The 12,313-nt window shown below is 62.1% G+C and carries 11 protein-coding genes; all 11 read left to right on the top strand.

The window, feature by feature from the left end:
* Positions 1-243: 243 nt before the first annotated feature.
* The 11 genes from JHD62_RS00130 (at position 244) to JHD62_RS00080 (ending at position 12,209) form a co-directional block, all read left to right on the top strand.
* Positions 244-1,008, top strand: coding sequence for a fumarylacetoacetate hydrolase family protein (locus tag JHD62_RS00130; protein ID WP_199101276.1), 765 nt, complete (start codon positions 244-246; stop codon positions 1,006-1,008).
* Entirely contained in the window at positions 1,005-1,781 is a 777-nt protein-coding gene (locus JHD62_RS00125) for a fumarylacetoacetate hydrolase family protein (protein ID WP_199101275.1), read from the top strand. Before JHD62_RS00130 ends, JHD62_RS00125 begins: the two co-directional genes overlap by 4 nt.
* Before the next feature lie 219 nt (positions 1,782-2,000).
* On the top strand, positions 2,001-3,461 hold the full coding sequence (gene hpaE / locus JHD62_RS00120) for a 5-carboxymethyl-2-hydroxymuconate semialdehyde dehydrogenase (protein ID WP_199101274.1): 1,461 nt from the start codon (positions 2,001-2,003) through the stop codon (positions 3,459-3,461).
* A gap of 224 nt (positions 3,462-3,685) precedes the next feature.
* On the top strand, positions 3,686-4,534 hold the full coding sequence (gene hpaD, locus JHD62_RS00115) for a 3,4-dihydroxyphenylacetate 2,3-dioxygenase (protein ID WP_199101273.1): 849 nt from the start codon (positions 3,686-3,688) through the stop codon (positions 4,532-4,534).
* A gap of 61 nt (positions 4,535-4,595) precedes the next feature.
* Positions 4,596-4,976: a 5-carboxymethyl-2-hydroxymuconate Delta-isomerase gene (locus tag JHD62_RS00110; RefSeq protein WP_199101272.1), complete on the top strand. Its 381-nt coding sequence runs from the start codon at positions 4,596-4,598 to the stop codon at positions 4,974-4,976.
* A 6-nt stretch (positions 4,977-4,982) separates the two neighbouring features.
* Positions 4,983-6,176: a Bcr/CflA family multidrug efflux MFS transporter gene (locus tag JHD62_RS00105; RefSeq protein ID WP_199101271.1), complete on the top strand. Its 1,194-nt coding sequence runs from the start codon at positions 4,983-4,985 to the stop codon at positions 6,174-6,176.
* On the top strand, positions 6,173-7,630 hold the full coding sequence (locus tag JHD62_RS00100; RefSeq protein WP_199101270.1) for a succinate-semialdehyde dehydrogenase: 1,458 nt from the start codon (positions 6,173-6,175) through the stop codon (positions 7,628-7,630). The genes JHD62_RS00105 and JHD62_RS00100 overlap by 4 nt, the downstream gene beginning before the upstream one ends.
* A gap of 9 nt (positions 7,631-7,639) precedes the next feature.
* A complete protein-coding gene (gene hpaH / locus JHD62_RS00095) occupies positions 7,640-8,443 on the top strand; it encodes a 2-oxo-hept-4-ene-1,7-dioate hydratase (protein WP_199101269.1) in 804 nt (267 codons plus the stop codon).
* Between the two features lie 132 nt (positions 8,444-8,575).
* Positions 8,576-9,376, top strand: coding sequence for a 4-hydroxy-2-oxoheptanedioate aldolase (hpaI, locus tag JHD62_RS00090; protein ID WP_199101268.1), 801 nt, complete (start codon positions 8,576-8,578; stop codon positions 9,374-9,376).
* A gap of 202 nt (positions 9,377-9,578) precedes the next feature.
* The gene (gene hpaX / locus JHD62_RS00085) at positions 9,579-10,922 is read left to right on the top strand and encodes a 4-hydroxyphenylacetate permease (protein WP_199101267.1); all 1,344 of its coding nucleotides are present in this window, start codon (positions 9,579-9,581) and stop codon (positions 10,920-10,922) included.
* Positions 10,923-11,030: 108 nt separating this feature from the next.
* On the top strand, positions 11,031-12,209 hold the full coding sequence (locus JHD62_RS00080) for a porin (RefSeq protein ID WP_199101266.1): 1,179 nt from the start codon (positions 11,031-11,033) through the stop codon (positions 12,207-12,209).
* Positions 12,210-12,313 lie beyond the last annotated feature (104 nt).

Here is a 12,313-nt window from a genome sequence, read left to right as displayed (position 1 = left end):
TTGGCTTTCTGGCATTTCCAGCCAGTATTCCAGCGAAAAAGAATAAACCAGCGTTCACAGAAATTCCATGAAAAGTACAGTTAATTCCTTAGAAAATGCGGCATGCCACATGGCATAGTGGGCAGCATCAGTGCTTGCAGCAGATAGAGCGCGTTGACAAAGACGGAAGCAGGCCCGTATAAAGTTAATATATTAAATAAATGGTCAGCCCCGCTGTCCACCACCACAACAAGGAAGAGACCGATGAAGCAAGGCCGCATCGTGCTGAACCAGCAAGCCCGCCGCGTGACAGCGCTGGCCGATGGCAAGCTGCTGCTGGACAACGGCAATCCACTGGCAGACTCCCCGCAATGGCTGGCTCCGGCCAGTGGCACCGTGTATGGCGTGGCGCTGAACCACCGCAGCCTGCTGGAACAGCTGGAAGCCGACTTCCAGCAACCGCCCTACCAGAAAGCCCCGGCCACGCCGGTGCTGTTCATCAAGCCGCGCAATACCCACGCCGGTCACGGCAGCGCCATTGCCCTGCCCACCCAGGCGGGCAAGGTGTTTGCCGGCGGTGCGCTGGGCGTGGTGATTGGCAAGGTGGCCAGCAAAGTAGCAGTCGAACAGGCACTGGATGTCGTGGCTGGCTACACCGTGGTGAATGAAATCAGCCTGGAAGAAACCAGCTTCTACCGCCCGGCCGTCAAGGCCAAGTGCCGCGACGGTTTCTGCCCGATGGGCCCGTGGCTGATGGATGCCGCTGCCATCGACCCGCTGAACATGGAAATCCGCAGTTACCTGAATGGCGAGCTGGCTGAAACCAATCACAGCCGCGACTGGTTGCGCTCCGTGCCGCAGCTGATTGCCTCCCTCAGCCAGTTCATGACCTTGCAGCCGGGCGATGTGATCATCCCCGCCACCCCGCTGCGCCAGCTGGAAATCCGCCCCGGCGACACCGTGGCCGTGGAAATCGACGGCATCGGCCGCCTGGAAAACCGCCTGATCGCCGAGGAGAGCGCCCAATGAAACACGCCCGCATCCGCCTGCCCGGTGAGGCAGACATCCACGCTGTTCTGGTGAATGACGACCACTCGGTACAACTGGCTGATGGCCGCCGCTTTGCCGAAGAGGCGGTCGAATGGCTGCCGCCAGCAGAAGGCACGGTATTCGCGCTGGGGCTGAACTATGCCGACCACGCCGCCGAACTGGCCTTCAAGGCTCCCACCGAGCCCTTGGTATTTCTGAAATCGCCCGCCACCCTCACCGGCCATCGTCAGGTATCGGTACGCCCGGACAACATCACGTACATGCATTACGAGTGCGAGCTGGTGGTGATCATCGGCAAAACCGCCAAGAACGTCAGCCGCGAACAGGCGATGGACTACGTGGCCGGCTACAGCGTGTGCAATGACTACGCCGTGCGTGACTACCTGGAAAACTACTACCGGCCGAATCTGCGGGTGAAAAACCGCGACACCCTCACTCCGATCGGCCCGTGGTGGGTGGACCGTGACGACGTGGCCAACCCGGCCAGCCTCACCCTGCGCACCTGGGTGAATGGCGAGCTGCGCCAGCAGGGCAACACCCGCGACATGGTGTTCGACATTCCTTATCTGATTGCCTACCTCAGCAGCTTCATGACCCTGTCCCCCGGCGACATGATCGCCACCGGCACGCCGGAAGGGCTGGCCGATGTGCTGCCGGGCGATGAAGTGGTTGTCGAGGTGGAAGGTGTGGGCCGTCTGGTCAACCACATTGTCAGCGAGGCGCAATACGCCGACAGGCTGCTGGCAAAGTGATTTGATGAGATTTCACTGGACCCGGCAAAGCCGGGCCTTTCAACGAACTGATTGATTCCGCAGCCTTTCCATCTATTCCCGATCCCCCCGCCCTTGCCCTGCCAATTGAAGAAGGGCGCCTCGCTTCCTTTCAGAAAGCGAGAGGGGGTTGTCAATAATCGGCTGAATCATTACCCGGCGCAGCCCGGCAGACGGCGCGCCTGCACAGGAGAACACAAGATGATCAAGCACTGGATCAACGGCCGCGAGGTCGACAGCAAGGAAGTCTTTGAAACCGTCAATCCGGCGACTGGCGAAGTGATTACCGAAGTCGCCTCTGGCGGTGCCGACGAAATCAACGCCGCCGTGGCCGCTGCCAAGGAAGCCTTCCCCAAGTGGGCCGGCACCCCGGCCAAGGAACGCGCCAGGATCATGCGCCGTCTGGGCGAGCTGATCGACCAGAACGTGCCCATGCTGGCCGAGCTGGAAACGCTGGACACCGGCCTGCCGATTCACCAGACCAAGAACGTGCTTATTCCGCGTGCCTCGCACAACTTCGACTTCTTCGCCGAAGTGTGCACCCGCATGAACGGCCACAGCTATCCGGTGGACGACAGCATGCTCAATTACACGCTGTACCAGCCGGTGGGCGTGTGCGGTCTGGTGTCGCCGTGGAACGTGCCTTTCATGACCGCCACCTGGAAAACCGCACCCTGCCTGGCGCTGGGCAATACTGCAGTGCTGAAGATGTCCGAACTGTCCCCGCTCACGGCAAACGAGCTGGGCCGTCTGGCGCTGGAAGCCGGCGTGCCGCCTGGCGTGTTCAACGTGGTGCAGGGCTATGGCGCTACTGCAGGGGATGCGCTGGTGCGCCACCCGGATGTGCGCGCGGTGTCGTTTACCGGCGGCACTGCCACCGGCAAGCGCATCATGCAGAATGCCGGCCTGAAGAAATTTTCCATGGAGCTGGGCGGCAAGTCGCCAGTACTGATTTTTGCCGATGCTGATCTGGACCGCGCGCTGGATGCCGCGCTGTTCACCATCTTCTCGCTCAATGGCGAACGCTGCACTGCTGGCAGCCGCATCTTCATCCAGCGTCCGGTGTACGACAAGTTTGTCGAGGAATTCGCCGCCCGCGCCAAGCGCCTGATTGTTGGCGATCCGCAAGACCCGAAAACCCAGGTCGGCTCCATGATCACCCCGCAGCACTACGACAAGGTCACCGGCTATATCCGTATCGGCATGGAAGAAGGCGCGCGTCTGGTAGCTGGTGGTCTGGAACGCCCGGCTGGTCTGCCTGCCCATCTGGCGCGTGGCAACTTCATCCAGCCCACGGTGTTTGCCGATGTGGACAACCGCATGCGCATTGCCCAGGAAGAAATCTTCGGCCCGGTGGTGTGCCTGATGCCGTTTGACGACGAGGCCGATGCGCTGCGGCTGGCTAACGATGTGGAATACGGCCTGGCGTCCTATATCTGGACCCAGGACATCGGCAAGGCCCACCGTCTGGCGCGTGGCATCGAGGCTGGCATGGTGTTCATCAACAGCCAGAACGTCCGAGACCTGCGCCAACCGTTTGGCGGCGTGAAAGCCTCCGGCACCGGGCGTGAAGGCGGCGAATACAGCTTCGAGGTGTTTGCCGAAATCAAGAACGTGTGCATTTCCATGGGTGGGCATCACATCCCGCGCTGGGGCCTGTGAACTTATCGCTACTAACAAAAACCCTGCTGTGGCGTTGCGCCTCCTAGCCGTACTGCTTGTACTGTCTGCGTCGGCGCGCCTTGCATCAGAGCCGCTGCGCTATTTTGTTAGCAGCTCTTAAGACAACAGTAAGACAACAGATGGTCAGGGCGTCACAGAACGCCCGGCCAGTTGGCTGTGACACATCATTCGCCCACCGTCCTCACGACTACAAAGGAGACAAAATGGGACAACTCGCCCTGGCGGCCAAGATCACGCATGTGCCGTCGATGTATTTATCCGAACTGCCCGGTCAGCATCAGGGCTGCCGTCAGGCCGCCATCGACGGCCACAAGGAAATCGGCCGCCGCTGCCGCGAACTGGGGGTGGACACCATTGTGGTGTTCGATACCCACTGGCTGGTGAACTCCGGCTACCACGTCAATTGCGCCCCGGCATTTGAAGGGGTCTACACCTCCAACGAACTGCCGCACTTCATCAAGAACCTGCCTTACGCCTATCCGGGCAATCCGGCACTGGGCCAGTTGCTGGCCGATGCCGCCACCAAGGCCGGGGTACACACCCGCGCCCATGACGCCACCACGCTGGCGCTGGAGTACGGCACGCTGGTGCCGATGCGCTACATGAATGCCGACCAGCATTTCAAGGTGGTGTCGGTGTCCGCCATGTGCACGGTGCACAACCTGGCCGACAGCGCCCGGCTGGGCATGGCCATGCGTCAGGCGGTGGAAGAACAGTACGACGGCAAAGTGGCCTTCCTTGCCAGCGGTTCACTATCGCACCGTTTTGCCCAGAACGGCGTCGCCGAACAATACCTGCACAAGGTATGGAGCCCCTTCCTCGAAACCTTCGACTACGAAGTGGTGGCCATGTGGCAGCGCGGCGACTGGAAAACCTTCTGCGCCATGCTGCCGGAGTATGCGGAAAAGTGCCATGGCGAAGGCTTCATGCACGACACCGCCATGCTGCTGGGCGCGCTGGGCTGGGACGAGTACCAGGGCAAGGCCGAGGTGGTCACGCCTTATTTTGGCAGCTCCGGCACCGGCCAGATCAACGTGGTGCTGCCGGTCTGATTAGTCATCCCGCACGGCCAGCCCTGCCCCGGCAGGCTGGCAGTTTTTTCCGGAGGATTCCATGCCGCATTTCATCGTCGAATGTACCGACAATATCCGCGAGCAGGCCGACCTGCCCGGCCTGTTCGAAAAAGCCCATGCCTACCTGATTGGCACCGGTCTGTATCCGGTGGCGGGCATCCGCAGCCGCGCCATCTGGCTGGACACCTGGCGCATGGCCGATGGCGAGGCCGACTACGCCTTTGTCCACATGAGCCTGAAAATCGGCCACGGCCGCACGTTTGAAGAACGCGAGCGCACCGCCGAGGGCCTGTTTGCGCTGATCAAGGAACACTTTGCCCCGCTGTTTGATGCCCGTTATCTGGCGCTGACATTCGAGCTGAGCGAGCTGGACGCGAGGCTCAGCTACAAGCACAACAACGTGCATCAGCGCTTCAGATAAACCGCCATGCATACCGTAAGTCAGGCACAGCAACAGGTGCGGCTGATCGTGCTGCTGGGAGTACTGGTGGCCTTCGGCCCGCTGTCCATCGACATGTATCTGCCCGCCCTGCCCTCCATTGCGGCGGATCTGGCCGCGCCGGTGGCACGCATCCAGCTGACCATAGGCAGCTTTCTGGCCGGCTTTTGTGGCGGCATGCTGCTGTACGGCCCGCTGTCCGACCGCTATGGCCGCCGCCCGGTATTGCTGACCGGCCTCAGCCTGTATGTGCTGGCCAGCCTGGCTTGCGCTGCGGCGCAAACGGCAGAACAGCTGATTGTCCTGCGCGTGCTGCAGGCCATGGGCGGTGGTGCGGCCACGGTGATGGCACGCGCCATCGTGCGCGATGCCTTTCCGTTGAGCGAGGCCAGCCATGTGCTGACGCTGATGCAGCAAATCACCATGATCGCCCCCTTGCTGGCCCCGCTGCTGGGTGGCTGGTTGTTGCTGCTGGCGGGCTGGCGCAGCCTGTTTCTGTTGCTGGCGCTGATTGGCGCGGCATCGCTGGCCGTGGTGGTACTGCGCCTGCCGGAAAGCCATCCGCCCAGTGGCCGCAGCGACATCACGCTGGGCAAGGCCTTCCGTGCCTACGGCCACCTGCTGCAACACCTGCCCACCATGGGCTACAGCCTGGCGCTGGGCCTGAGCTTTGGCGCGATGTTCGCCTACATCACCGGCTCGCCCTTTGTCTACATCCAGTACTTTGGCGTGGCCGCGCAGCATTACGGCTATCTGTTCGGGCTGAATATCGTCGCCATCGTGCTGTTCAGCCAGCTCAACCGATACCTGCTGCGACGGCATGCCATCGACAGCCTGTTGCAATGGCAATGCGGCGTGGTGGCGGTGGCCGGGCTGGCGCTATGGCTGCTGGGTGCGCACAGCCTGTGGCTGACAGTGTTGCCACTGCTGTTCAGCGTGGGCATGACCGGCAGCATCGGCCCGAATGCCATGGCGCGGCTCTTGCAACTGCATGCCGACCGGGCCGGTGCGGTGATGGCGCTGGCAGTATCCGGCCAGTTTGGCTGCGGCATGCTGGCCAGCGCACTGGTGGCCAGCCTGTTTGACGGCAGCCCGCGCGCCATGTGCCTGCTGGTGATGGCCTGCGGCGTGTCCGCCTGGCTGAGTCTGCAATTGATCCGTTTCTCCCGGAAAGCCTCATGAACACCCTCTCTCACTCCCCCCTGCTGCGTGAGCAGGCCTACATCAACGGCCAGTGGCTGTCCGGCGCGCAACAATTTGCCGTGCACAACCCGGCCAGCGGTGCATTGCTGGCCCGTGTGGCCGATATGGGTGCGGCGGAAACCAGCGCCGCCATTGCCGCTGCCCATGCTGCCCTGCCCGCCTGGCAAAAGCTGACGGCCAAACAGCGTGGCGTCATCTTGCAGCGCTGGCATGCGCTGATCCTGCAGCATCAAGCCGGATTGGCCGACCTGATCAGCCAGGAACAAGGCAAACCGCAGGCCGAAAGCCTGGGCGAAATCGCCTACGGTGCCAGTTATATCGAGTGGTTTGCCGAAGAAGGCAAACGGGTTTATGGCGAGGTGATTCCCAGCCCCTTTGCCGACAAGCGCCTGGTCACCATCCGTCAGGGCGTGGGTGTGGTGGCTGCCATCACGCCGTGGAATTTCCCGCACGCAATGATCACCCGCAAGGTGGCCCCGGCGCTGGCGGCCGGTTGCACCGTGGTGTTGAAACCCGCCGCCGAAACGCCCTTGTCCGCGCTGGCACTGGCGGCACTGGCCGAGCAGGCTGGCTTGCCGCCCGGTGTATTCAATGTGGTGACCGGCACCGATGCCGTGGCCATCGGCGGCGAACTGACAGGCAGCCCGCTGGTGCGCGCGCTCAGCTTCACCGGCTCCACCGCTGTCGGCAAATTGCTGATGCGCCAGTGCGCCGACACGGTAAAAAAACTGGGGCTGGAGCTGGGTGGCAATGCACCTTTCATCGTGTTTGACGATGCCGACCTGGATGCCGCCGTGCAGGGAGCCTTGTTTGCCAAATTCCGCAACAGCGGCCAGACCTGTGTCTGTGCCAACCGCTTGCTGGTGCAGGATGGCATCTACGACGCCTTTGCCGCCAAACTCGCCAGCGCGGTGGCAGCCTTGCAAGTAGGCCCGGCCAGCGAGAGCGGCATGCAGCAAGGCCCGCTGATCAGCCCAGCCGCCGTGGCCAAGGTGCAGCGCCACATCACCAACGCTGTCAGCCTGGGGGCGACGGTACTCACCGGCGGCGCAGCGCATGCACGCGGCGGCAACTTCTTCCAGCCCACCGTACTGGCCGGTGTCACCGAACAGATGCTGGTGGCGCAGGAAGAAACCTTTGGCCCGCTGGCACCGCTGATCCGCTTTCACGACGAGGCCGAAGCCATCCGTCTGGCCAATAGCGGCGAATCCGGCCTCGCCGCCTACTTCTATAGCCGCGACGTTGGCCGCTGCTGGCGCGTGGCAGAAGCCATCGAGGCCGGCATGGTCGGCATCAATGAAGGTGCCATCTCCACCGAAGTCGCCCCGTTTGGCGGTATCAAGCAGTCCGGGCTGGGTCGTGAAGGCGGCCGTCTGGGGCTGGAAGAATTCATGGAAACCAAATACCTGTGCTTTGGCGGCATCGCCAACTGAGGAGACCACATGCTGACGCAAGACATCATCCAGACTACCGCCCGCCGCCTGCATCAGGCCGAGCAGCAACGCGAACAGATCCGCCAGATTTCGCTGGACTACCCGGACATCACCATCGAGGACGCCTACGCCATCCAGCGTTGCTGGGTGGAGATGAAGCTGGCTGAAGGCAGAACCATCAAGGGCCACAAGATCGGCCTGACCTCACGCGCCATGCAGATGTCCTCGCAGATCAACGAGCCGGACTACGGCACCCTGCTGGACGACATGTTCTTCAACGACGGTAGCGATATCCCCTCCAGCCGCTTTATCGTGCCACGGGTGGAAGTGGAGCTGGCCTTCATCCTGGGCAAGGAGCTGAAAGGCCCGGACATTACCCTGTTTGATGTCTATCAGGCCACCGATTTTGTCATTCCGGCACTGGAAATCATCGATGCCCGCAGCCAATCCATCGACCCGGCCTCCGGCCGGCCGCGCAAGGTGTTCGATACCATTTCCGACAATGCCGCCAATGCCGGGGTGGTGATGGGCGGCCGCCCGGTGAAGCCGTCGGAGCTGGACCTGCGCTGGGTATCCGCGCTGATGTATCGCAACGGGGTGATCGAGGAATCCGGCGTAGCTGCGGCAGTACTGAACCACCCGGCCAATGGTGTGGCCTGGCTGGCCAACAAGCTGGCGCCGTTTGATGTCAGCCTGAAACCCGGTCAGGTGATTCTGGGTGGCTCCTTCACTCGTCCGGTGCCGGCCCGCGCTGGCGATACCTTCCATGTGGACTATGGGCCGCTAGGTGCCATCAGCTGCCGCTTTGTTTAGATCAGCGAACAAAAACCCTGCTGCTGCGTTGCGCCTCCTGGCCGTACACCTTGTACTGTCTGCGTCAGCGCGCCTTGCATCAGGGGCGCTGCGCTATTTTGTTAGCTGCTCTTGTTTTTTAAGGAAAATTCCATGCAGAACCCATCCAACTGCTTCAAGGCTGCGCTGAAAAACGGCGAAGTGCAGATCGGCCTGTGGCTGAGCCTGGCCAGCCCCTACAGCGCCGAGCTGCTGGCCGCTGCCGGTTTCGACTGGCTGTTGATCGACGGCGAACACGCGCCCAATGAATTGAATGACATGCTGGGCCAGCTGCAGGCCATCGCCCCCTACCCCAGTCACCCGGTGGTACGGCCGGTATGGAACGACCCGGTGCGCATCAAGCAGATTCTGGACATTGGCGCGCAAACCCTGCTGCTGCCCATGGTGCAGACTGCCGAAGAAGCAGCTCTGGCGGTAGCCGCCACCCGCTATCCACCGCATGGCATCCGCGGGGTGGGCAGCGCCATTGCCCGCGCCTCGCGCTGGAACCGGATCGAGGGCTACCTCAAGCAGGCTGAACAAGAGCTGTGTGTGCTGGTGCAGATCGAAACCCGTCAGGGCCTGAACAATCTGGATGCCATTGCCGCCACACCCGGCGTGGATGGCGTGTTCATCGGCCCGGCGGATTTGTCCGCCGACATGGGTTATCTGGGCCAGCCTGTCCACCCGGAAGTGCAAGCCGCCATCGTACAGGCCATCGCCCGCATCCGCGCCCAGGGCAAGGCGGCTGGCATCCTGATGGCTGACGAGAAACTGGCCCGTCACTACATTGAGCTTGGCGCGCAGTTTGTCGCCGTCGGGGTGGACAGTACCGTGCTGGCGCGCAGTGCCGAAGCACTGGCCGGCCGCTTCAAAAGTGGCGGCCAGCAGGCCGGTGCCAGTGGCGTGTATTGAAACAACAATGGACGGCCCAGTGGGTCGTCCGCTGGCACTGTGTTCAGCCACCAGATAATTAATATATTCAATTAACCATGACCGAAAGGACCGCACAGCCACACCGCAGCAAGGCAACAAGGTGATCTGCCAGCAAGAGCAGGCACCACGACAAAGGACAACACGCCGGAACGCTCCCGGCACGATAAATGAGGAGAAGTGCATGAGTCTGGATAAAGCCACGACCTGCCACACCGCGCCCGACCTGATGGATCAGGCGCACAAGGACGACACACAGCAAGAACAGCGGGTAATCCGCAAAGTCTCCGGACGCCTGATCTGGTTTCTGTTCATCCTGTTCGTATTTTCCTTTCTGGACCGCATCAATATCGGCTTTGCCGGCCTCACCATGGCCAAAAGCCTGAACCTGACCGCCACCATGTTCGGCTTTGCCGCCACCATTTTTTACATCACCTACGTGTTGTGCGGCATCCCCAGCAACATGATGCTCAGCCGCATCGGTGCGCGGCGCTGGATGGCCGGCATCATGGTGGCCTGGGGCTTTGCCTCCACCGCCACCATGTTTGCCCATGACGCCACCAGCCTGTACATCCTGCGCGCACTGGTGGGCATTACCGAAGCCGGCTTCCTGCCCGGCATGCTGGTCTACCTCACTCTCTGGTTTCCACGTGTCTACCGCGCCCGCGCCAATGCCCTGTTCATGATTGCCATGCCGGTAACGGCAGCGCTGGGCTCGGTGGTATCCGGCTATCTGCTGGAAATGGACGGCATCTGGCAACTGGCCGGCTGGCAGTGGCTGTTTCTGGTGGAAGGCCTGCCCTCAGCCGTGCTGGGCGTGGTGGTGTGGTTTTATCTGGATGACTCGCCGGCCAAGGCAAAATGGCTCAGCCCGGAAGAAAAGCGCTGTCTGCAAGGCATGCTGGACGCCGAGGCACACCAGCCGGCCCAGCAACATTCCGGCGTAATGCACGAGCTGCTGCAACCCACGGTGCTGAAATTCGCCTTTGCCTATTTCTGCCTGGTCAACACCCTGAGCATGGTGAATATCTGGGTGCCGCAAATCGTCAAAAGCTTCAACACCAGCAGCAGCAACGTCACCATCGGCATCCTGGCGGCCATTCCGCAAGTGGGCACCATCCTGCTGATGCTGTGGTGGGGTGCGCGCTCCGACCGCACGCAGGAACGCAAGTGGCACACCGTGCTGCCCATGCTGTTCGCCGCTGCCGGCTGGCTGCTGACTGCCTATGCCGGAGACCCGGCAGTGCGGCTGGCCGGTATCGTGATGGCATCGGCCGGTTCCTTCACCGCCATGACCATTTTCTGGACCACCCCTGACACCACCCTGTCCAACAAGGCCAAGGCCGTGGGCATTGCGCTGATCAACGCCACCGGCAATATCGGCTCGGCGCTCAGCTCCTTCGTGGTGGGCTGGCTGAAAGACATGTCGCACAGCTTCACCAGCGGCCTGTTGTATGCGGTAGCCGCCTTGCTGATCGGCGCCCTGGTGTTTCTGCTGATTCCGCTGCAAAAGCCGGCCCGCCACTGAACCATTAACCCTTCCCTATTTACCTGCACGGTGTCCGGCATCAAGGCCGCACACCGCGACGGCCTGCGCCTGACAATCAGCAACGCAGGCCCAAACCGGAGCCATATCATGCAAGGCAAACATTTTTGGGCAGCCCTGTTCCTGCTGCCGCTGCTGGCCCATGCCGACGTCACCCTGTACGGCACAGTGGACGAGACCATCGAATCCGTCGGCACCCGTGGTGCTGCCAATGGTCAGCCCGGCAGCAGCGTGCGCCGCATCAGCTCGGACAGTTCGCTGATCGGCTTCAAGGGGCGTGAAGAACTGGGCAACGGCCTCTCCGCCTACTGGCAGCTGGAAAGCAATCTCTGGCTGGATAGCGCGCCGTCCTATGCCACCTTCGGCACCCGCGACAGCTTTGTCGGCCTCGCCACGCCAGCCGGTAGCGTGCAGGCCGGTCTGATCAGCCCGCCCACCCGGGTAGTGGCTGGCATGCTGGATGTCAATCAGGGCAATACCGGCATCGGCATGTCCGGTGCGTTGCTGGGCAAACTGGGCAACATCCTGTCGGCTGACGGCCTGCTGAAAAGCTATGGCAGCGCCACCCCGGCCGATGGCAATGGCAACACCCTGGTACGCACCAGCCCTTTCGACACCCGCCGCAAGAACGCCGTGCAGTACACCAGCCCCAGTTGGCAGGGGCTGACGGCAACCGTGGGCTATGACGCGGTGGAAACGCGCGCCACAGGTGCCAGTCATACCGCCAGCGTGTTTGACCTCGGGCTGAGCTATCGCGGTGGCCCATGGCTGCTGACTTCAGCCTATGAGCGCATCGACACCGGCGTGGATGATGCTGCCAGCAGCACAACCCAGTTCCGCCGGGTGTGGAACCTGCGCGCAGGTGGCTATTACCGTTTTGGTGATGTCAGCCGTATCGGCCTGCTGCTTGACCATACGGATGGCCATCTCACCCCCACTGCCGCCGCCAGTTATCAGGGCAGCAGCCTCAGCCAGAATGTGTGGTATGCCCAGGCCGTTATCGGCGTCGGCGACCATGGACGGCTGATCAGCCAGTATGGCGTGTCCGGCAAGTTGCAAGGCAGCACAGCCAGCGATAGCGGGCGGGCACGCCATGCCGAGCTGGGCTACGAATACGACCTGTCGCGTCACACCACGCTGAAAGCCCTCTATGCGCAAATCCGGAATCATGGCAGCGCCGCCTATGATTTCGGCTTCAGCAGTATTGGCAGTGTGTCTGCCGGCAGTACGGTACATGGACTGGCCATGGGGCTGCGCCACAGTTTCTGATGCCAAAGCCGCTCCAGATGGGCAGATTCTCCTTTCAGCTGCACCATCCTTGTCAGCCGCTCCTTGTCGAGCGGCTGTTTTTTTTGCGCGATCTGCCTTTTGGT

It is taken from the genome of Aquitalea sp. ASV11 (assembly GCF_016429185.1).
In the GTDB taxonomy this organism is placed as follows: domain Bacteria; phylum Pseudomonadota; class Gammaproteobacteria; order Burkholderiales; family Chromobacteriaceae; genus Aquitalea; species Aquitalea pelogenes.
Note: the sequence above shows the minus strand (reverse complement) of the source record. Positions and strands in the feature narration are given on the sequence as shown.